General features: G+C 34.2%; 22 protein-coding genes. 16 read left to right on the top strand and 6 right to left on the bottom strand.

Annotation, left to right across the window (positions count from 1 at the left end):
- Both pta and corA read right to left on the bottom strand, forming a co-directional pair.
- Entirely contained in the window at positions 1-2094 is a 2094-nt protein-coding gene (pta, locus tag M0M44_RS14700; protein WP_248726326.1) for a phosphate acetyltransferase, read from the bottom strand.
- 66 nt (positions 2095-2160) lie between these two features.
- Positions 2161-3234 (bottom strand): magnesium/cobalt transporter CorA, encoded by a 1074-nt coding sequence (gene corA, locus M0M44_RS14695; protein WP_248726325.1) that lies wholly within the window; start codon positions 3232-3234, stop codon positions 2161-2163.
- Positions 3235-3402: 168 nt separating this feature from the next.
- Here corA and M0M44_RS14690 point away from each other — a divergent pair, with 168 nt between their 5' ends.
- Complete coding sequence (locus M0M44_RS14690) at positions 3403-4005, top strand: hypothetical protein (RefSeq protein WP_248726324.1); 603 nt, start codon at positions 3403-3405, stop codon at positions 4003-4005.
- 144 nt (positions 4006-4149) lie between these two features.
- Here the strand turns inward: M0M44_RS14690 and dnaK are convergent, their stop codons facing one another.
- A complete protein-coding gene (gene dnaK, locus M0M44_RS14685; protein WP_248726323.1) occupies positions 4150-6033 on the bottom strand; it encodes a molecular chaperone DnaK in 1884 nt (627 codons plus the stop codon).
- Positions 6034-6397: 364 nt separating this feature from the next.
- Here dnaK and M0M44_RS14680 point away from each other — a divergent pair, with 364 nt between their 5' ends.
- From M0M44_RS14680 to M0M44_RS14660, 5 genes are all read left to right on the top strand, one after another.
- The gene (locus tag M0M44_RS14680) at positions 6398-7675 is read left to right on the top strand and encodes a Na+/H+ antiporter (RefSeq protein WP_248726322.1); all 1278 of its coding nucleotides are present in this window, start codon (positions 6398-6400) and stop codon (positions 7673-7675) included.
- Positions 7676-7830: 155 nt separating this feature from the next.
- Positions 7831-8190, top strand: a complete 360-nt coding sequence (locus M0M44_RS14675; protein ID WP_248726321.1) for a hypothetical protein — start codon at positions 7831-7833, stop codon at positions 8188-8190.
- A 55-nt stretch (positions 8191-8245) separates the two neighbouring features.
- Entirely contained in the window at positions 8246-8707 is a 462-nt protein-coding gene (locus tag M0M44_RS14670; RefSeq protein WP_248726320.1) for an SRPBCC family protein, read from the top strand.
- A 59-nt stretch (positions 8708-8766) separates the two neighbouring features.
- The gene (locus tag M0M44_RS14665) at positions 8767-9552 is read left to right on the top strand and encodes a TlpA disulfide reductase family protein (RefSeq protein ID WP_275981818.1); all 786 of its coding nucleotides are present in this window, start codon (positions 8767-8769) and stop codon (positions 9550-9552) included.
- 122 nt (positions 9553-9674) lie between these two features.
- Positions 9675-10112: an acyl-CoA thioesterase gene (locus tag M0M44_RS14660; protein WP_248726319.1), complete on the top strand. Its 438-nt coding sequence runs from the start codon at positions 9675-9677 to the stop codon at positions 10110-10112.
- A 94-nt stretch (positions 10113-10206) separates the two neighbouring features.
- Here the strand turns inward: M0M44_RS14660 and M0M44_RS14655 are convergent, their stop codons facing one another.
- Entirely contained in the window at positions 10207-10899 is a 693-nt protein-coding gene (locus M0M44_RS14655; RefSeq protein WP_248726318.1) for a hypothetical protein, read from the bottom strand.
- 281 nt (positions 10900-11180) lie between these two features.
- Here M0M44_RS14655 and M0M44_RS14650 point away from each other — a divergent pair, with 281 nt between their 5' ends.
- From M0M44_RS14650 to M0M44_RS14625, 6 genes are all read left to right on the top strand, one after another.
- A complete protein-coding gene (locus M0M44_RS14650; RefSeq protein ID WP_248726317.1) occupies positions 11181-12170 on the top strand; it encodes an alpha/beta fold hydrolase in 990 nt (329 codons plus the stop codon).
- Positions 12171-12267: 97 nt separating this feature from the next.
- Complete coding sequence (locus M0M44_RS14645) at positions 12268-12657, top strand: DUF1398 domain-containing protein (RefSeq protein ID WP_248726316.1); 390 nt, start codon at positions 12268-12270, stop codon at positions 12655-12657.
- A gap of 14 nt (positions 12658-12671) precedes the next feature.
- Positions 12672-13529 (top strand): ThuA domain-containing protein, encoded by an 858-nt coding sequence (locus tag M0M44_RS14640; RefSeq protein WP_248726315.1) that lies wholly within the window; start codon positions 12672-12674, stop codon positions 13527-13529.
- Between the two features lie 3 nt (positions 13530-13532).
- Complete coding sequence (locus tag M0M44_RS14635; RefSeq protein ID WP_248726314.1) at positions 13533-14378, top strand: sulfurtransferase; 846 nt, start codon at positions 13533-13535, stop codon at positions 14376-14378.
- Positions 14379-14394: 16 nt separating this feature from the next.
- Positions 14395-15618, top strand: coding sequence for an ATP-binding cassette domain-containing protein (locus M0M44_RS14630; protein ID WP_248726313.1), 1224 nt, complete (start codon positions 14395-14397; stop codon positions 15616-15618).
- An 18-nt stretch (positions 15619-15636) separates the two neighbouring features.
- Positions 15637-16248 carry a 3-keto-alpha-glucoside-1,2-lyase-like domain-containing protein gene (locus M0M44_RS14625; RefSeq protein ID WP_248726312.1) on the top strand — a complete coding sequence of 204 codons (612 nt, stop codon included), beginning with the start codon at positions 15637-15639 and terminating at the stop codon, positions 16246-16248.
- A gap of 227 nt (positions 16249-16475) precedes the next feature.
- On the opposite strand, the gene M0M44_RS14620 is transcribed toward M0M44_RS14625, so the two are convergent.
- The gene (locus tag M0M44_RS14620; RefSeq protein WP_248726311.1) at positions 16476-17519 is read right to left on the bottom strand and encodes an RluA family pseudouridine synthase; all 1044 of its coding nucleotides are present in this window, start codon (positions 17517-17519) and stop codon (positions 16476-16478) included.
- On the bottom strand, positions 17509-18129 hold the full coding sequence (locus M0M44_RS14615) for a PASTA domain-containing protein (RefSeq protein WP_095927824.1): 621 nt from the start codon (positions 18127-18129) through the stop codon (positions 17509-17511). The genes M0M44_RS14620 and M0M44_RS14615 overlap by 11 nt, the downstream gene beginning before the upstream one ends.
- A gap of 335 nt (positions 18130-18464) precedes the next feature.
- On the opposite strand from M0M44_RS14615, the gene M0M44_RS14610 reads away from it, so the two are divergent.
- The 4 genes from M0M44_RS14610 (at position 18465) to M0M44_RS14595 (ending at position 21488) form a co-directional block, all read left to right on the top strand.
- Positions 18465-19436, top strand: coding sequence for a D-alanine--D-alanine ligase (locus tag M0M44_RS14610; RefSeq protein WP_248726310.1), 972 nt, complete (start codon positions 18465-18467; stop codon positions 19434-19436).
- Positions 19437-19578: 142 nt separating this feature from the next.
- On the top strand, positions 19579-20271 hold the full coding sequence (locus M0M44_RS14605) for a DUF421 domain-containing protein (protein ID WP_248726309.1): 693 nt from the start codon (positions 19579-19581) through the stop codon (positions 20269-20271).
- Positions 20272-20374: 103 nt separating this feature from the next.
- Positions 20375-20833, top strand: coding sequence for a pantetheine-phosphate adenylyltransferase (gene coaD / locus M0M44_RS14600; RefSeq protein ID WP_248726308.1), 459 nt, complete (start codon positions 20375-20377; stop codon positions 20831-20833).
- Between the two features lie 76 nt (positions 20834-20909).
- A complete protein-coding gene (locus tag M0M44_RS14595; RefSeq protein WP_248726307.1) occupies positions 20910-21488 on the top strand; it encodes a PhnA domain-containing protein in 579 nt (192 codons plus the stop codon).
- Positions 21489-21523 lie beyond the last annotated feature (35 nt).

Here is a 21523-nt window from a genome sequence, read left to right as displayed (position 1 = left end):
TTACATTCCTTGCGCTTGAATGGCCGTAATTACAACTGTATTAATAATATCATCCACAGTACAGCCACGGCTTAAATCGTTTACAGGTTTGTTTAGACCTTGTAACATTGGTCCGATTGCCAAAGCTCCAGTTTCTCTTTGAACGGCTTTATACGTATTATTTCCTGTGTTTAAATCAGGGAAAATTAATACGCTTGCTTGCCCTGCTACTTCTGAATCTGGCATTTTACTTTTTCCTACAGTTAAATCTACCGCAGCATCGTATTGAATTGGTCCTTCAATTTTTAAATCTGGTCTTTTTTCTTTTACGATTGCCGTTGCCGCTCTTACTTTGTCTACTTCATCACCTTTTCCAGATGATCCAGAAGAATAAGAAAGCATCGCAATTTTTGGTTCAATTCCGAAAGCTAAACTTGATTCTGCAGAAGAAATTGCAATTTCTGCCAATTGTTCTGCTGTTGGATTTGGATTAATGGCGCAATCTCCAAAAACAGAAACTCGATCTTCTAAACACATAAAGAACACAGAGGAAACCACAGATGAATTCGGTTTTGTTTTAATGAACTGCAATGCTGGTAAAATGGTGTGCTGCGTTGTATGCGCTGCACCCGAAACCATTCCGTCTGCGTGTCCTTTGTAGACCATCATAGTTCCAAAATACGAAACATCTTCCATTAAATCTCTTGCCATTGTGATGCTTACGTTTTTCGCTTTTCTAAGCTCATAATACGTATTAGCATAATCCTCATACATTTCAGATTCTATCGGATTGATGATGTTTACTTTAGAAAAATCAAATGTAAGCCCTAGTTCTGCAACTTTGCTTTCAATTTGTTTTTTGTCTCCAATAATAGAAATATCAACCACATCCATATCTAATAATCTTGAAGCTGCAACAATAATTCGGTCATCATTCCCTTCTGGCAAAACAATATGTTTTCTATGCTGCTTAGCTCTTTTAACCATGTTATATTGAAACATTTTTGGCGTCATTCCCTCAGGCTGGAAAGTGATTACTCTTTGCGATAGCGCTTCAATTTGAACGTACTTTTCAAAAGTGTTAATTGAGGTTTCAATCTTATGTGTATTATTAGCGTAAATCTCCGATTTAATCGAACCTATTTTATTGGTAATATGATATGTTCCTCCATCAACGGCAATAATCGGAACAATAGCAGAAAGCCCTTCTATAAGCTTTAAAATACTTTCTTCTGGAACAATATTACCTGTCAGGATAATTCCTGAAATTGTTGGGTAATTTGCTGATTCATTTGCTTGTAAAGCTCCTAAAATAATATCAGAACGGTCCCCTGGAGTAATAACTAACGCATTGTCATGCAAATGAACTAGATAATTATGCAATTGCATTGCTCCTACACTATAATGTCCAATTTCATTATTCAAATAATTTTCTCCAAACAGCACTTTAGCATTCAATTCGTGTACAATTTCTTGCATTGTCGGATTATTCAAACTCGCTATAAGTGGAATTGTATTAATCAAAACATTTGAAGGCAAACTTTTTTGTAAACTAGTAGTAACCAATTCTATATTTTCTGGTTGCACCTTATTGGCAAAAACTGATAATACTTCAACCTCTTTTACTTTGAAAGAATCATAAACCAAGTATAAACTATCTAAAAGTTCTTCTAAGGTTTTACCAACTCCTGAACCTACAATTATGGTTGGAATTCCGAGGTTTTTGGCAATTAAAACATTTAAATCCAATTCGATAGAAGTTCCCTCTCCCGTAAAACTTGTTCCTTCAACCAAAACAAAGTCAAATCGTTCTTCCAGCTTCTTATATTTCTCAATAATTAAGTCGAGAACCTCTCCTATCTTACCTTTATTCTTTTTTTTGATTAACCTGCTTTTGGTAATAGCATACGCATCGTCAAACGGAATATCAAGGTTAAAATACGACAAAACAGTTTCGATATGATTATCTACCTCACCATCCACAAAATCTTCGATTATAGGTCTAAAATATCCTACTTTAGCCGTTTTACCAATTAAGATACTCATCAAACCGAGCGTTATAATTGATTTACCACTATTATGGTCGCTAGTGGCTATATATATTGCTTTACTCATGATTATTTATATTTATTCTAAATAACAAAATTACATAAATACTACTTCTCTGGGTTGTAACAAATGTTAAAACCAGCGTCTTTTTTTAAAATAAATGATCAGGGCGACTACAAGCAAGAACATAATACCCATGACAACAAAATAGCCATTTTGGGTTTTAAGTTCTGGCATGTTTTCAAAGTTCATTCCGTACACTCCAACAATAAAAGTAAGCGGAATAAAGATTGCTGAAATAATTGTCAGCGTTTTCATAATTTCGTTCATTTTTCGGCTTTGCTCTGAGAAATAAAAGTTTGAGGCACTTTCCAGTGCACTCATATCAGATTCTATCTGCTCCAAAAGCTCTAAGCTTTTTTGATGCAGCCTGATAAAGAAATTAAATGTTTCTTTTTGAATTAAACCGTTTGATTCATCGTCATCCTTAATTGTTTTTAAGTAGTATAACGAATCTCGAAGCGGCACAATGGAACGTTTTAAAAAATTAAAATTATCGCGATGATTTTCAATTTTTTCAAGAATAACAGGGTGCGCTCCTTTTTTAGCCTGATTAATTAATTCTTCAATTTTATCTTCCTCATCTTCAATAGTAATATAGAAGTTTTCCATTACAGCATCAAGCAATAAATAAAGGAGATAATCCACTTTTTTAGTTCTTACAATTCCTGCATGAGTGCGAAGACGCTCGCGGATATGGGTAAAAAAATCACTTCGCTTTTCCTGAAAAGAAATTAGAATTCCCTCTTTCAAAATAAAACTGATCTGCTCAACACTAAGATTGTCCGAATACTCAGATGGTAAAAGTGATTTTATATTAAAGAATAAAACATTTTGCTGTTCTTCTAATTTGGTTCTTTTAGTTGTGTTTAAGATATCCGCTAAAAGAAAATCGTCAAGCTTAAAATGCGCTCCGATAGTTTTTATCAGATTAATATCATTTAAACCATGAATATTGAGCCAATTGTTTTTAGTATAATCAAAACAAGAATTAAGGGCAAGAACTGTAAACTTATCATATTCAACAACATCACTATCATCATAAACAAAAAGTTGCATTTCTGTTTCGTGCTCTTTATGCGTGCCAGTATACTCTAAGGTAATGTGTTGCAACTTACGTCCTTTCTTGTATTTGATCTTTCTCATCCATGAAAATTTACATTAGTAATATTACGAAAAAGAATTCGAACAGGAAATGACAATTATCAGTTTGTGAAAAAGGCAGGAAATTAAAAAAATATAGTATTTTTACTACTTTTTCAAATTAAACCCGACAGGTTTTAAAAACCTGTCGGGTTTCTCAACATATTAATAATGCGAAAAACTCAAACTCTTGAATCTGGAAAATATTATCATATTTATAATCGAGGAATTAACAGCGAAAATTTATTTAAAGAAAATAGAAATCATGAGTATTTCTTAATGCTTTACACTAAGCATATTGATCCAATTGCGGAAACATTGGCTTGGTGTTTACTAAAAAATCATTTCCATCTATTAGTAAGAATTAAAACTTTCGAAGAAATCCTAAAAACTCACAAAGAACATGAAATTAAAAAAATAATCCCTCCACATCAATCATTTGGAAATTTATTTAACTCTTATACAAAAGCCATCAACAAAGGATATAACAGACACGGCGCTTTATTTGAAAGGCCTTTTAGAAGAAAATTAATTGATAATGACGCTTACTTACGTTCTGTTATAAAATATATTCATTACAACCCTGTAAATCATGGTTTTTGCGATCATCCAATAGAATATCCTTGGAGCTCTTATTTGACTTGCATATCTGAAAAACCCACTAAATTAAAACGTGAAAAAGTATTATTATTATTTAAAAATACTGATAACTTAAAAACTTTTCATGACCAAAGAGAAAATTTTGCTTCTCTTGAAGAATTTTTAAATTTATAATTTCTTTTTAGCAAACCCGACAGGTTTTAAAAACCTGTCGGGTTTAATAAGCGTAAATATTGCCCACAAAAAAACCGAGCCATTTCTGACTCGGTTTTATATTCCAATGGTAAAGACGCACTGCGGTGCGTCTCTACGATTAAATTATTTTACTTCTTCGAATTCAACGTCTTCAACATTGTCTCCAGAAGACTGCTCTTGTTGTGGAGCAGCTTGTTGTCCTTCACCACCTTGAGCATACATTGCTTCTGTAGCTGTTTTCCAAGCTGCATTTACATTGTCTAATCCTTTTTGGATTGCGTCAAGATCTTGAGATTGGTGAGCCATTCTCAATTCAGTTAAAGCGTATTCGATAGCTGTTTTTTGATCGTCTGTCAATTTATCTCCTAACTCTTTCAATTGAGATTCAGTTTGGAAGATAGTACTGTCAGCTTCGTTCAATTTCTCAGCTCTTTCTTTTGCAATTCTGTCAGCATCAGCGTTAGCTTCAGCATCTTTTTTCATTTTTTCGATTTCTTCAGCTGTTAAACCAGAAGAAGCTTCGATACGGATATCGTGAGATTTTCCAGTTCCTTTGTCAGTTGCAGAAACTTTGATGATACCATTAGCATCGATATCGAAAGTTACTTCGATTTGAGGAACTCCTCTTGGTGCTGGTGGAATACCATCTAAGTGGAAACGACCGATAGTTTTGTTATCAGCAGCCATCGCTCTTTCTCCTTGTAATACGTGGATTTCAACAGATGGTTGAGAATCAGCAGCAGTAGAGAATACTTGAGATTTTTTAGTTGGGATAGTTGTGTTAGACTCGATTAATTTAGTCAATACACCACCCATAGTTTCGATACCTAAAGAAAGAGGTGTTACGTCAAGTAACAATACATCTTTTACATCTCCAGATAAAACTCCACCTTGAATAGCAGCTCCAATAGCAACAACCTCATCAGGATTAACACCTTTAGACGCTTTTTTACCGAAGAATTTTTCAACTTCGTCAGCGATTCTTGGCATACGAGTAGAACCTCCTACAAGGATAACTTCGTCAATATCAGATGTAGATAAACCTGCATCTTTTAATGCTTTAGCAACTGGCTCCATAGAACGTTTTACTAAAGAATCAGATAATTGCTCAAATTTAGCTCTAGATAATTTTTTCACTAAGTGTTTTGGTCCAGAAGCAGTAGCAGTTACGTATGGTAAGTTGATTTCTGTTTCAGCAGAAGATGATAATTCAATCTTAGCTTTCTCAGCAGCTTCTTTCAAACGTTGTAATGACATTGGATCTAAACGTAAATCAATACCTTCTTCAGTTTTGAATTCGTCAGCTAACCAGTCAATAATAACTTGGTCAAAATCATCACCACCTAAGTGAGTATCACCATTTGTAGATAATACTTCAAATACACCGTCTCCTAATTCAAGAACAGAGATATCAAAAGTACCTCCACCTAAATCGTAAACAGCAATTTTTTGATCATTTCCTTTTTTATCTAATCCGTAAGCAAGTGCAGCAGCAGTTGGCTCGTTGATGATACGCATAACTTTAAGACCAGCGATTTCACCAGCTTCTTTTGTAGCTTGACGCTGAGCATCGTTAAAGTATGCAGGAACAGTGATAACTGCCTCAGTTACTGTTTGACCTAAATAGTCTTCAGCAGTTTTTTTCATTTTTTGAAGTGTCATAGCAGACAATTCTTGAGCAGTGTATAAACGACCGTCAATATCCACACGTGGAGTATTGTTGTCACCTTTTACAACACTGTAAGGAACTCTTTTTGCCTCTTCTTGAGTTTCAGCAAAAGTGTGTCCCATAAAACGTTTAATAGAAGCAATCGTTTTTGTAGGATTCGTTACTGCTTGTCTTTTTGCAGGATCACCTACTTTAATTTCTCCACCTTCAACAAAAGCGATGATAGATGGTGTAGTTCTTTTTCCTTCTGCGTTAGGGATAACAACTGCTTCGTTACCTTCCATTACAGAAACACAAGAGTTCGTCGTACCTAAGTCAATTCCGATTATTTTACCCATTTTTTATATATTTAATTTTTGATTTAATTTTATAACTCAGGTGGCATAAGTCAATCTTTGTGCCAATATAAAAAACTAAATAAAATTGTCAGTTTTAGCGTCAGTGCCCTAAAAATCATCTGACAACATGACATTTTCCAAACCTGACATTCGTGGCACGTCCTATTTTTTTCCTGTCATTATGAAGCAATTATGAAGCTGTTTCCCGCTATCCGCTATATCTTTTGTGCCGAACACCGGCACAAAAGGATGTCGCTGCTATCGGGGCTAGGGCAATAATTTTCATAAGAACTTATTTTTATAAAAACAGCATACTTTCATTAACCCGAAATTAATTACATTAGCCTTTTTCAAAATTAGAAGAATGGAAAACTACAGCATTATTATATTCATACTTGCCATTGTCATAGGACTATCAGCTTTTGCCGATAAAGCCAAACTTCCCTACCCGATTCTACTTGTTATCGTTGGAGTCGCAATCGGGTTTATTCCGACTATGCAGGAAATCGAGATCAATCCCGAAATTATTTTCCTGATTTTTCTTCCTCCATTATTATATGATGCTTCTTTCAATATTTCACCCAAACATTTTAAAACGAATCTTAGCACTATTAGCACATTAGCGATTCCGCTTGTATTTCTTACTACATTTTGGATTGCAGTTGTTTCTCACTACATGATACCAGGCATGACCTGGCCTTTGTCTTTTGTACTAGGAGCCATTCTCTCCGCTACAGACGCTGTTGCAGCAGTAAACATTACAAAAGGTCTTGGTTTACCCGAAAAAACACTTACCATTTTAGAAGGCGAAAGTCTTATAAATGATGCCTCTGCTCTTGTTGCTTATCGCTTTGCAGTTGCGACAGCAATGGGTTCTGCTTTTATTATTTGGAAAGCAACCCTAAACTTTGTTTTATTGCTTGGAGGAGGTTTTTTGGTTGGTTTTGTAATGAGTAAAATCTTGGCTTTTATTCTTGCAAAAGTTCGTAAAAATATCAATGTGACCATTAGTTTTATGCTTTTAATGCCATTTGTAACCTATCTAGTCGCAGAGCATTTAAGTGTTTCTGGAGTAATTGCAGTTGTTATTCTAGGTTTAGCAATGGCACGTTTGAGCAATAAAATCTTTCCCGAAAATTTAAAAAACAATTCAAAAAGTCTTTGGGATGTTATTATTTTTTTACTCAACGGATTGATTTTCATATTAATCGGACTCAATTTTCGATATATATTAAAAGACATTGACGACAGTATGATCTTACCCTATATTGGTTATGCCTTAATAATTACAATCGTTGCATTAATAACGAGAATGACAAGAGTCTTTTTTCAAAAGAAAAACCTGCAAAAGGCCTTTCTAAACAACAAAAGAGGAAAACGAAAAGTAAGCGAAAATGCCCTTCTGGATTTTGGAAACAGCCTAATTATAAGCTGGTCTGGAATGCGAGGCATAGTATCGCTGGCCATTGCGATTGGACTTCCTAAATTTCTAGAAGACGGAACTCCTTTTCCACTCAGAAATGCTATTATCTTTATCTCTGTTGCAGTTGTATTATTGACATTAATCGGACAAGGATTAACACTGCCATGGATTGTCAAAAAAATAAATGAAATTGAAGAAAAAAGACAGCTTAAAGAATAAACTCAAAATACATTTAACCAACCAATCTAAACTAAAAAAAAAAAACTACGGAACAGGAAATAAAAAGTCATTTTGATGAATTTGAAAAACCAGAAATAATAAGACGTAAACTTCTTCCTTGGTGGATAAAAGTTTTTTGCTGGATCTTTATGCTGATGGGAGTTTGCGCAATAGGTTCTCTCATTATAAATTTATTTGTTCCTAATGTAAATTTATCACTTTACGGATTTTCAACCGACACTGCTTATTCTGGAACTGGAATTTTTATAATTTGTGTTATGCTTTTAAAAGCATTTGCAGCGTTTTCACTTTGGTTCGAAAAACCTAATGCCATTATGATTGCCAAAATAGATGCTATTGTTGGAATTGCGATCTGTATAGCTTCTCTTTTTATACTTCCTTTCAGTGCAGGAAAAGATCATTTTTCTTTTAGATTAGAAATTCTGCTGCTGATTCCTTATTTCATGAAAATAAACAAAATAGAGTACGAATGGGACAATCTTGAAAGTATATAAAAATAACGTAATTTTATAACTGTGCATTTTTATTTAATTTAAAAACTTTAAAGAAATGACTTCAGATATTCTTACTACAACATCAGATTCAGAAATTGTAACCACACGAGTTCTGAATTTTCCTCAAGAACTTGTTTTTAAAGCATGGAGCAATCCAGAACATTTGAAAAATTGGTGGGGACCAAAAGGTTTTACCAATACGTTTCATGAATTTGATTTTCGCGTAGGCGGAATATGGAAATTCACCATGCATGGCCCTGAAAGAGGAAATTTTGAAAACGAATGCGAATTCATAAAAATAGACAAACCCAATCTTATTGCTTGGAAACGCCATTCGAAACCGCTTTTTCAAATTCTGACAACATTTGAAGCTATTACTGAAAATGAAACCAAAGTAGTTTTTAAAATGCTTTTTGAAACTGAAGCTGAATGCCAGAAATTAAAGCCTTATGTTGTCGATAAAAACGAAGAAAACTTTGATAAACTAGAAGTTGAATTATCTAAAATGAAATTATGAAAACTTAATTCCTTATTTTTACTATATCATCAATCATTAAACAATCAAAAATCAATCACATGAAAAAAATCATTCTTCTAGCAATTTTTCTAATTGCTCAAACATTTTATGCGCAAAAACAAGTCGCAAAAAAACCTGAAACCGTTATTATTATCAACAACGAAATTGCCACAATGGATCAAGTTATGAAATATGGCAATGAGGGTTATGTCAAATCAATGAATAAAGGCGTTAGTGAAGAAAAGCGAAATGAACTAGCAAAAAAATTTGGCGATAAAATTGGCGACAGAGAATTTATAGTGGTCGTAGAGGTTTTTACTGAGCAAGAAAAAATCGAAAACGATAAAAAGATTAAAGCTACTGCCTTAGATCCAAAATATCAAGTCAAACAAGAACAATTTCTTTTAAATATAAACGATAAAGCCAAAGACTTTACTTTAAAACTTGTAGACGGAAAAGAGGTAAAACTATCTGACTTAAAAGGAAAAGTAGTACTGGTTAATTTCTGGGCAACTTGGTGCGCGCCTTGCTTGCAAGAGTTTTACGATATTCCATCAAAAATTCTTGAGCCTTTTAAAAATGACAACTTTGTTTTTTTAGCAATTTCAAGCGGAGAGTCTGAAACTGCAGTGGCTAAAAAAGTAGTGAAACTAAAAAGTGACGGTCTTGATTTTAACTTTGGCTTTGATCCAAAAGAAGTAATTTGGAATCAATATGCAACAAATGCAATTCCTAAAAACTTTTTAATCGATCAAAACGGAATTATAAAATATGTGGCAGTAGGAAATGCTGAAGGAAACCTAGACAAGATAGCAAGTGAAATCAAAAAACTGCTTTCAAAATAGATTATTCAACCACTTATTTATAATTTGAAAATGAAAAAAAATTATGCATGCATAGTAATTTTGTGCTATTCGTTAGTTTTTTATTTGTAATTTCGGATTTTCAATAAAATACAATATTAAAAATGGCTTCATTTACAAAAGAAATATCTTTCCGTTGGTCAGATCTTGATCCTAATTTTCATGTTCGCCACAGTGCTTACTATGATTTTGGTGCTCAACATCGTATCGAAATTTTAGAAGAATTGGGTTTAACATTAAAAGTAATGCAAACGCAAGGTTTTGGTCCTGTTTTGTTCAGAGAAGAATGCGTTTTCAGAAAAGAATTAAAACTTTCAGACAAAATATTCATTCATACTAAAACTTCAAAAATGAAAGCCGACGCTTCACGTTGGTCTATCATTCACGAATTTAGAAGAGAAGACGATACGCTTTGCGCAACAATCACAGTTGATGGTGCGTGGATGGATACCAAACTGAGAAAGCTAGCTTTTCCAACGCCAGAAATCGCGATTCAGGCTTTGAGTATTTTTCCAAAAAGTGATGATTTTATTGGACTATAAACCAGTAAATCTTAATCTTATAAAAAATCCCAAAAACAATTGCTGATATTGTCTTTGGGATTTTTCTCTTAACCAAACTGTATTTTCAATTTCGTTATTCAAACTTTAATCCAAAATTTACTTTTTCAAAAGTTGTACTGCAGGAAAAGGCAAATCGTCCAACATTTACAGTTCCGAAAATTCCGCCAACTGAATGTCCAGAATAAAATCCACCAGCAGAAAATCGGCGAATCTGATATTTTAAAGCAATATCATTTACCCTCGAACTCAACTGACCGAAAGCAATTACATGCGGAATAATTTCATAACTCCCAAAGGCTTTGGGAACCAGTTTTTTGTAATAATCAAAACTTTCGTCAGTTTCATAATCAATAATTGATGAATGCAAATTTTCGAGGTTTCCGCCAATATAAGTGTTTTCAGAAAAATGCCATGAGATACTGAAACCTGTAAAAGTTCCCTCATAACCGCTTCTAGAATCTACATAACCAATACCAATTGTAGCCCTAAATTTTTCGCAAATTTTTCCTATATAACCCACATAGGTGCGATCGATTTCTGACTTGTCAATTCCAGCACCAAAAATTATATCATCTTCACACATCGTAAGAGCATACTGAAAATAAGCTGAATATTGATCTTGATTTGCCGCAATAACACTCCGGCCTTTATCGAGATCTATATTTGGAGAAATTAAGGTTGAGTTTATAACGGCGAAATCAAAAGTATTGAGTTCTTGGGCAAATGTGGGGACAGTGAGCAGGAGCAAAAGTAGTGTCTTTTTCATAATACTATTTTTTAAGGCTTACAACATTCTAACACTAAATTACATGCATTTTTCCTGTTAATAAAAGAAGTTCTTTGAAGAGCCACATTACTCGTTAAAATACATTATTTTCACAATCAACATCATTTAATCGATAAAATCTCAGCAAATTATCGACTATTGGCATTAAAAACAACAATACCATTTCAACTGCTTTTTTTCTGATAACTTTAAGATTTTAAGCTTTGTTTTAAAAATGGTTCGGTTTAACTTTATAAATCATAAAAACAATCGCTTCTAAAATGAAAATCCTGAGACTATTATTCATACTTATTCCCTACTTAAGTTTTGCCCAACAGGGAAATATAAAAGCTTTAGATATTAATTTAAGTAATTACGAATATCCTTTCCCTGTTCATTTTATCGAATTGAGCAGTCAGCGCCAGTACATGAAAATGAGTTACATGGATATCATTCCAGAAAACTACAATCAAAAAAATATTGTCTTACTCCACGGAAAAAATTTCAATGGCGCTTATTGGGAAACTACTATTAAAGCTTTGACAAAAGAAGGTTATCGAGTAATTGTTCCCGACCAGATTGGATTTGGAAAATCGACAAAACCAGACAATTTTCAATACACTTTTCAGCAGTTAGCCGAAAACACCAAGAAACTTTTAGACCATTTGGGAATTCAAAAAACGACCATTTTAGGACATTCTATGGGCGGCATGCTGGCGACACGTTTTGCATTGATGTATCCTGAAACTACAGAAAAATTAGTTTTAGAAAATCCGATTGGTTTGGAAGACTGGAAATTAGTCGTTCCTTATAAACCCGTTGATTGGTGGTACGAATCGGAATTAAAACAGAATTACGAAGGGATCAAACAATATCAAATGGCAAATTATTACGATGGAAAGTGGAATGCCGATTACCAAAAATGGGCCGAACTGGGCGCAGGATGGACAACCGCACCAGATTATAACATTGTTGCTTGGAATTCTGCTCTTTTGTACGATATGATTTTTACACAACCTGTTTTATATGAATTCAAAAACATAAAATGTCCCACATTATTAATTATCGGAACAAGAGATAAAACAGCTTTAGGAAAACCCTTAGTTTCTGAAGAAGTGAGAAAAACGATGGGAAATTATGCCGAATTGGGCAAGAAAACACAAAAAGCAATTCCGAATGCAAAATTGGTGGAAATTCCAAATACGGGACATTTGCCACATATCGAATCTTTTGATTCGTTTATAAAATCATTAATCGTATTTTTGAAATAATTTTTTTTCACCACGAATTTTTCTTTTATTTAAAATCAAATTCGTGTAATTCGTGACAAAATCTAAAATCTAAAATCAACAATCTAAAATTAAAAATATGTTTACAATCGAACAAATAAAAGAAGCACATGGAAAAGTAAAAAGTGGTGCAGATTTTCCAAATTATATCCAGGATTTAATCATTTTAGGCGTAAAAGGATATGATACTTACGTTCACGACGGAAGCACTGTTTACTATGGATTAAACAATTATACCGCAACAGCTGAAGAAAAATATCCGGAGATTAAAGTTGCCGATTCTCCAAACAAAGAACTTTTTATAGAAAATTTGGTAAAACACCAGCATGGCGAAACGGATTATATGACTTTCTGTAATCATTGTGCACAAGCTGGAATTGCAAAATGGCGCGTTGATATTATTGAAATGACTTGCACTTACTTTGATAAATCTGAACACGAAATTTTAATCGAAAAAATTCCTGTTTAATCGCTTTACTATTCATGACTATTTTCAACCAAAACCACCAAACCATCTTCAAGAAAAGTATTCTACTTGTAGTTTTAATGGTTTCTTTCTTTGGCTTTTCCCAAAATAAAAAAGAACATTCAAAATTTAAAGTCATTGCTTTTTATACTGCTAAAAACGATCAGGCCCATATTAGTTTTGTGCACGAAGCCAATAAATACTTCCCAAAACTAGCTGCGCAAAATCATTTTCAATATGATTCGACCAGTAACTGGGACAATTTGAATGCTAAGTTTCTATCTAAATATCAAATTGTTTTGTTTTTAGATACAAGACCTGAAAAAAAAGAACAGCGCGATGCTTTTCAAAAATACATGGAAAATGGTGGTGGTTTCATCGGATTTCATTTTTCGGCATTTGCCTTAAATGATTCTAGTTATCCTCAAGATTGGAACTGGTATCATAATACTTTTTTAGGTTCTGGCGAATATGGAAGCAATACTTGGAAACCAACTTCAGCAGTTTTAAGAGTAGAAAACCAACATCCTGTTACTAAAAATCTGCCAAAAACATTCTCATCTGCTCCAAACGAATGGTATAGATGGTCTGATGATTTGACCAAAAATCCTGATATCGAGATTTTGCTTGCAATAGACGAATCTAGCTTTCCTCTTGGAACAGGTCCAAAAGCACATGAAATCTGGCACAGCGGTTATTATCCTGTTGTCTGGACCAATAAAAAATACAAAATGGTATATGTGAATATGGGGCATAATGATATTGATTATGAAGGCGGAACAAACAAAACCTTATCGTACACTTTTGAAAACAAAACACAAAGTCAATTAATTTTGAATGCTTTGCTTTGGCTTGGAAATTCAAAGAAAAAATAAAAAATGTCAACTACTTTTTCTCCTATTATTACGGCTCAAGAATTAATTGCTAATTCTAAAATCATTTTAATTGATGCTAGAGCTGGCGTGAATACTTTTGAAAATTATCAAAAAGAACATTTAAAAGGCGCTCGTTTTGTCGATTTAAATCGTGACTTGGCAACAATTCCAGAAAATCCTGCAAACGGAGGAAGACATCCATTGCCTTCTCCAAAGGATTTTTCACATACTCTTTCTGCATTAGGAATTTCACCTTCCGATCATGTTGTAGTTTACGATGATAAAAATGGTTCTAATTTCGCAGCACGTTTCTGGTGGATGATGCGCGCCATTGGACATGAAAAAATTCAGGTTTTAAATGGTGGTTTTCAAGCTGCAATTCAAGCTGGCTTTCCAACCAATTCTGGAAATGAGACTTTTGAAAAAACAGACTATCCTTCTCAAGAATGGAAATTGGCTTTAGCAGATATTGAAGAGGTTGAAAAAGCCCGTAAAAACGATCAAAATATCGTAATCGATGTTCGTGACAAGAACCGTTACGATGGCTTAACAGAACCTCTGGATTTAATTGCAGGACATATTCCGGGAGCTGTCAATGTTCCGTTAACTGAAAATTTAGACGAAAACGGATTGTTTAAATCTGCCGATGAATTGGCAGAAAAATACAAAGCAATTCTTGGAAATAAAAAAACAGAAAATACAATTGTTCATTGCGGTTCGGGAGTTACAGCTTGCCACACATTATTAGCAATGGATTACGCCGGGCTTCCAATTCCGAAATTGTATGTGGGTTCGTGGAGCGAATGGTCAAGAAACGATCGAGAAATGGCGTTGAAAGAAAATAAATAATACTTACAAAAATATAATGCAACACTGGGATATACTTTTATCAAATCAGGTAAATAAAAAGAAATTAATAGACAATATATTAAATGGAGAAGCAACGGGAGAATTAGCCGTTTTTAACCATCAAAAAGGAATACTGTTTTCTGATATTGCAATCGAAAAATTCATCGAAAAAGAGTTTCAATATGACAGCGTAGAAGCTTCTCCAGATTCGCATAGACAACTTCGAACTTTTTCTTCTGGCGAACGTAAAAAAGAGTTTCTAAAATATTGTATCAATCAAAAACCTGATTACATTATTTTCGATAATCCTTTTGATCATTTGGATCAGGCTTCAAGAGTAATTTTAGCCGATTCGCTAAAAGATCTAACTCAGGATATTGCAATTATTCAGCTTTTAAATCGTACTGTTGATGTACTTGAATTTGTGCCAAATAAAGCTCAAATTAAAGACAATACATTCGAATTACATCCATTTAAAAAAACTGAAAATCATTTCAAAACATTAAATACAACTTCAATTCCTAAAGCAACTTCAATTCCTACTTTTCCAGAAGATGAACTAATCAGACTTGAAAATGTTTCGGTGAGTTATGACGAAAGAAAGATTCTCGACAACATTTCCTGGACAATCAAACAAGGCGAATTCTGGCAGTTAATTGGTCCAAATGGTTCTGGAAAAAGCACCATTTTATCTTTGATAACAGGAGACAATCCGAAAGGTTTTGGGCAGAATTTGTTTTTGTTTGGAAGAAAAAAAGGAACTGGCGAAAGTGTTTGGGATATTAAAAAACAAATCGGGATTTACACTACTTCTATGATGGATCTGTTTCAGAAAGGTCATACGGTCGAACAGATGATATTATCGGGATTCTTTGACCAAATCGGACTTTATACAGAACCTACGACGCATCAAAAAAATATAGTAACGCAATGGCTTGAAGTGATTGAAATGACGCATTTAAGAAAAAAGCGTTTTATAGATCTTTCTATTGGGCAGCAGCGTGTGGCATTAATTGTTCGCGCCGTTTTAAAACATCCGCCATTATTAATTTTAGACGAACCTGTAGAAGGTTTAGATGACGAAAATGTAGATTTGGTAATTCAGCTTATCAACACGATAAAACAAGAAACCAATGTTTCTATACTTTATGTATCGCACCGAATCGAACAAGGCCTCGCTCCTACTTCTGTTTTCGAACTTCTGCCATCACAAACGGGATCAATAGGAAAAATAAAATAGCAATCAGAATTAAATTAAATGAAAATAAAATTTGCAGTATTTCTTCTTTTGCAGTTAATCTTGATTTCGTGTTCTAGCACCATTTCAACAGCAAAAAAAGAATATACTTTAAACAATTCAAAAGAACTAAAATCAAATTGGAAAATCCATTCTAAAGAATGGGTTTTAAAAAACGATACCCTTACAGGAAACGGTTCTCTTTCGCCATGGGGAGTTTTGGTTTCAAAGAAACAGCTCCCAAATAATTATGAAATCGATTTGAAAGTCAACATGACAAATTCATCTTTATTCGAAATAATGCTCAATTTGGATAAAGGAAAATACATTAGAACGTACTTGTATCAGATTGATCAAAACATTGTAATTGGTGACGGGGTCTACGATAAAAAAGACGATTCGTATGGCAAACGAGGTGGAAAAACCTTATTCAAAAAACCAATGAAATTAGAAAATAACAAATGGTATGCTGTAAAAATCAGAGTCACAAACAACCAATTATATTTTTCCGTAGACAACAAAACTTATTTGGAATGTTCGCTCGAAAAAAGCAACCTAAACCAAAAAGGAAAACTGGGTTTCATAACCAATGGAGAAGTCAAAATTATCGATTTAACAATAAAATCTCTATAATAATTAAATTAATGGAAACAAATATGCCATTAATATTCTAACACAAAGCATATCCGTAGAGGCGCACAGCAGTGCGTCTCCGCAACGAGAATCCACAACGTTAGACGCACTGCAGTGCGCCTCTACAGAATATTGGAACGATAATAAAATTGCGGTAAAATAAAAAAGCTCCTTTTAAGGAGCTTTTTTTCTATATTCTTTAATCTATTCTCTATTTTCTAAAGAATTTAATTCTCATCTTCCGTGTTATGCGACTTCACATAAACGCGCCATTTCTCGATACAATCCTGAAAATCCTGAGGTAATTCTGTATCAAAACGCATTAACTCTCCAGTATTCGGATGCACAAATCCAAGTGTTTTTGCATGCAGCGCCTGACGTGACAAAGCTTTAAAACAATTTTCGATAAACTGTTTGTATTTTGTAAAAGTCGTTCCTTTCAAAATCAAATGCCCGCCGTAACGCTCATCATTAAATAAAGGATGACCGATGTGTTTCATGTGCGCGCGAATCTGATGCGTTCTTCCCGTTTCCAGTTTACAAGAAATAAGAGTCACATAACCAAAACGCTCCAAAACTTTATAATGCGTAATCGCAGGTTTTCCAATTTCTGGATCGTCAAAAACTGCCATCTGCATACGATCTTTTAAATGTCTTGCCAGATTTCCTTCAATAGTCCCGCTTTCAGCCACAACATTTCCCCAAACTAGAGCAATATACTCACGTTCAGTCGTTTTAGCTTCAAACTGTTTTGCTAAATGTGTCATTGCAGCTTCTGTTTTAGCCACAACCAAAAGACCAGAAGTATCTTTATCGATTCTATGAACCAAACCTGGGCGTTCGCTGCTATTCATTGGCAAATTATCAAAATGATGCGCCAAAGCATTTACCAAAGTTCCAGTATAATTTCCGTGACCTGGGTGCACAACCATTCCAGGCTCTTTATTAATCAGTAAAAGAGCATCATCTTCATAAACAATATTCAGCGGAATATCTTCAGGAAGAATATGATTCTCAAAAGGAGGATGAGACAACATAACCGTTATCACATCAAAAGGTTTTACTTTATAATTTGATTTTACTGGAATATCATTTACAAAAATATTCCCATTAGTTGCCGCGTTCTGAATTTTATTTCGCGTGGCATTCGGAATCAAATACATTAAATATTTGTCAATACGCAAAAACGCTTGACCTTTTGGGACTTCAAATCTGTAGTGCTCAAATAATTCGTCTTCCAGATCTAAATTTTCTTCAATATTATTGTTCATCACTTGGGGTTTCTACAGGCGCTGCAGTACTATCTGTTGCCTGACTTTCATCTACATAACTTGCTTTTCCGTCACCTAAAACCAAATCGATTTTAGACGCCTTCAAAACGCGATCTCCTACTTTTAAGTTTCTTCCTTTTAAACGCATTTCCAAAACCATATCTTTTCCAAGATTCGGAATATACGTAATCGTTCCTGGCTCAAGACCTAACGCTTTCAAAGTTGGCACCGCTTCACGATATGTTTTTTCTATTAAATCTGGAATTTTTACAGAAGAAAAACCAGATGCATTAATCTTAATATAAATTTTTCTACCCACTTTTACCATCGTTCCTGGCAATGGATCCTGCTCTACAACACTATATTTTGGGTATTCACTTCTGTAATCAACACTGTCTAAAAGAACATAATCTAAATCCAGTTCATCCAATTTATTTTCAACTTGCTCTTCAGTCAATTTAGACAAATTCGGCACCGCAATTTCGTGTCCGTGATCTGTTGTAAAAGTTAACCAATGCATAAATAAATAACCAATAACCGCAATAATAGCTGCGGCCGCAAGCAATTGCAAGAAAAAAACTCGGCTTGTTAAATACTGACGTAAACTCATAAATTTATTTTTAATAGCGACAAAGATAAAGTATTTCATTTCAAAAAAAATGATAATTTTGTTTAAAACAAGAAAGTCCCAAGATTGTCGTCGTGAGCATCCCTAAGTTTTGGGAGAACGATAATTTTCAGGAGCTATTTACTGCTATCCGCTGTATCTTTTGCGCCGAACCCCGGCACAAAAGGATGCCGCTTCTATCAGGGCTAGGACACTCGGTTTCAATAAGAACGTTATTTATAAAAAAATCATATACTCAATAAAAGTTTCAATAACAGATCTACAAAATTTCCAGCAGTACCTGAAACTTGAAACAAATTAAAACCTGAAACAAAAACATGAAAAACATTGCCATCATCATGGGCGGCTATTCCAGCGAATACAAAATATCTTTAATCAGCGGGAATGTCGTGTATCAATATCTTGACAAAACAAAATACAACGGATTCCGTATTCACATTTTTAAAGAAAAATGGGTTTATGTCGATCAAAACGATGCCGAATTCCCAATCGATAGAAATGATTTTTCAGTTACAGTAAACGGAGAAAAAATCACTTTTGATTGTGTTTTCAACGCCATTCACGGAACTCCAGGCGAAGACGGATTAATGCAAGCGTATTTCGAATTGATTGGTCTGCCACAATCTTCTTGTGATTATTACCAATCGGCACTAACATTCAATAAAAGAGATTTATTATCGGTTTTAAAACCATACGGAATTAAAACAGCGATCTCTTATTACTTGAATAAAGGAGACGAAATCAATACCGCAGAAATCGTTAAAAAAGTTGGATTGCCTTGTTTCGTAAAACCAAACAAAGCAGGTTCAAGTTTCGGAATCTCGAAAGTAAAAACCGAAGCAGAATTACCAATCGCGATAGAAGTTGCCTATAAAGAAGACAACGAAATCATCATCGAAAGTTTCCTTGACGGAACTGAAGTTTCTGTTGGGGTTATCAACTATCAAGGAGAAATTAAAGTATTGCCAATTACAGAAATTGTATCAGATAATGATTTCTTTGATTATGAAGCTAAATACGAAGGAAAATCGCAAGAAATCACGCCAGCGAGAATCTCTGACGAATTGACCAAGAAAGTAAGCGAAACGGCAAAACGTGCTTACGAAGTTTTAAAAATGAAAGGCTTCTCAAGAAGCGAATTCATTATCGTAAACGACGAACCTCATATGCTAGAAATGAATACCATTCCAGGTTTAACGACAGAAAGTTTGATTCCGCAGCAAGCAAAAGCAGCTGGAATTTCTTTAGAAGATCTATTCACTAATGCAATTGAGCTAGCCCTTTCTTAAAGATACTAAGGTTCTGAGATTCTAAGTTACTAAGATTTCAGAACCTTTTTTTAATATACTATGTCCTACTGAGCGAATTGAAGTCCGCCGCGAAAAAAACTTAGAATCTCAGCAACTTAGAACCTTAGCACCTTCAAAAAAAATGAAACAAATCTTCGAATGGAATAGACTATTTTTTAATGAATTGCCAGAAGTTTTTCTTTTGGAAGTAATATTTCGTTCGACAGTAATGTTTACCATTTTGCTGCTAACGCTAAAACTAGCTGGTAAAAGGGGTGTCAAACAATTATCAATTTTCGAAACCGTAATCATTATTGCATTGGGTTCTGCTGCTGGCGATCCTATGTTTTATGAAGATGTTGGAATCGTTCCTGCAGCAATTGTCTTTTTGGTCATCATTATTTTGTACCGATCTGTGACATGGCTTACTGGAAAAAGCAAAAAATTCGAAGAGTTTATAGAAGGTAAAACGGAATGTTTAATCAATGATGGAAAATTTTCTATATCGAGTTTTAAAAAAGAAACTTTGGCACAAGATGAATTTTTCTCAGAACTTCGTGTAAAATCAATAGAGCATTTAGGGCAGGTAAAACATGCTTTTATAGAACCAAGTGGCGAAATAAGTGTTTTTTACTATCCAGACGAAAATGTAAAATACGGACTTCCTATTTTGCCTTCCTTGTTTAATGCTAAGAGCAAATTCATTCCAACCGACGGAATCTATGCTTGTTCTTTCTGCGGACACACGCAAGAAGTTAAAAAAGGAAATGCAAAATGTGATGTCTGTAAAAGAGAAGAATGGGTCGAAGCGATAAATACCAAAAGAATAACTTAGAATAAATTTCAAATTATAAATTTCAAAAAGCAAAGCTTTGGCCAATTTCATTTAATTTGCGCCTTTATGTCTTTGCAGCTTTGAACCTTAAAAAGAAAAGAAAATGCGAAAAGCCATATTTCCAGGATCATTTGACCCAATTACGTTAGGACACGAAGACATTATCAAAAGAGCCATTCCTTTATTTGATGAAATTGTAATTGCCATTGGTGTCAATGCCGAAAAAAAATACATGTTTTCATTAGAAGAAAGAAAGCGTTTTATTGAAGAAACTTTCAAAGACGAACCAAAAGTTTCGGTTATTACTTATGAAGGATTAACAATCGATTTGGCAAAAAAAGAAAAAGCAAACTTCATCTTGCGAGGATTGCGCAACCCAGCCGATTTCGAATTCGAAAAAGCAATTGCACACACCAATAGAAAATTGTCTAAAATAGAAACCGTTTTCTTATTGACAGCCGCAAGCACTTCATTTATCAGTTCAAGCATTGTACGCGATGTATTGCGTCATGGTGGCGAATATGAGATGTTGGTTCCAGATGCGGTTAGGATCACAAAATAGTGCAATAACAAACCATAAAACTTGCCAGCGAAGTAAAATATAAGTAATTTCGCATTTTTAAAATAAACACCAAACAATGAGCATCGAAAGAGAATTAAGCAAACGAAGCGGATCTAAATGTGAACTTTGCGGAAATGAAGAAAATTTAAAAGTTTATCAAGTCCTGCCAACTAAAAAAGGCGGAATTGATGAAGCTGTATTAGCCTGTAACACTTGTATTGACCAAATTGAAAATCCAGACAACGTCGATTTAAATCACTGGAGATGCCTTAATGACAGCATGTGGAACGAAAATATTCCCGTGCAGGTTGTAGCTTGGAGAATGTTAAGCCGTATGCGCGCTGCAGGATGGCCACAAGAATTGCTAGATATGATGTATCTGGATGAAGATACTCTAGAATGGGCAAAAGCAACAGGAGAAGGCGAAGATGAAGAGAATAAATTGGTTCACCGTGATAGCAACGGTGTAGTACTACAACATGGAGATTCTGTAGTTTTAATCAAAGATCTTAAAGTAAAAGGTTCTAGCATGGTTGCCAAACAAGGAACTGCTGTTAGAAACATTCGTTTAGACCACGAAAACACCGAATATATTGAAGGAAAAGTAGATGGCCAACAGATTGTGATTATTACGCAATACGTGAAGAAGATTTAAATAAAGTTGCTAAGGTTCTGAGATGCTAAGATTCT

The sequence above is a fragment of the Flavobacterium humidisoli genome (assembly GCF_023272795.1).
Classification (GTDB): Bacteria; Bacteroidota; Bacteroidia; order Flavobacteriales; family Flavobacteriaceae; genus Flavobacterium; species Flavobacterium humidisoli.
Note: the sequence above shows the minus strand (reverse complement) of the source record. Positions and strands in the feature narration are given on the sequence as shown.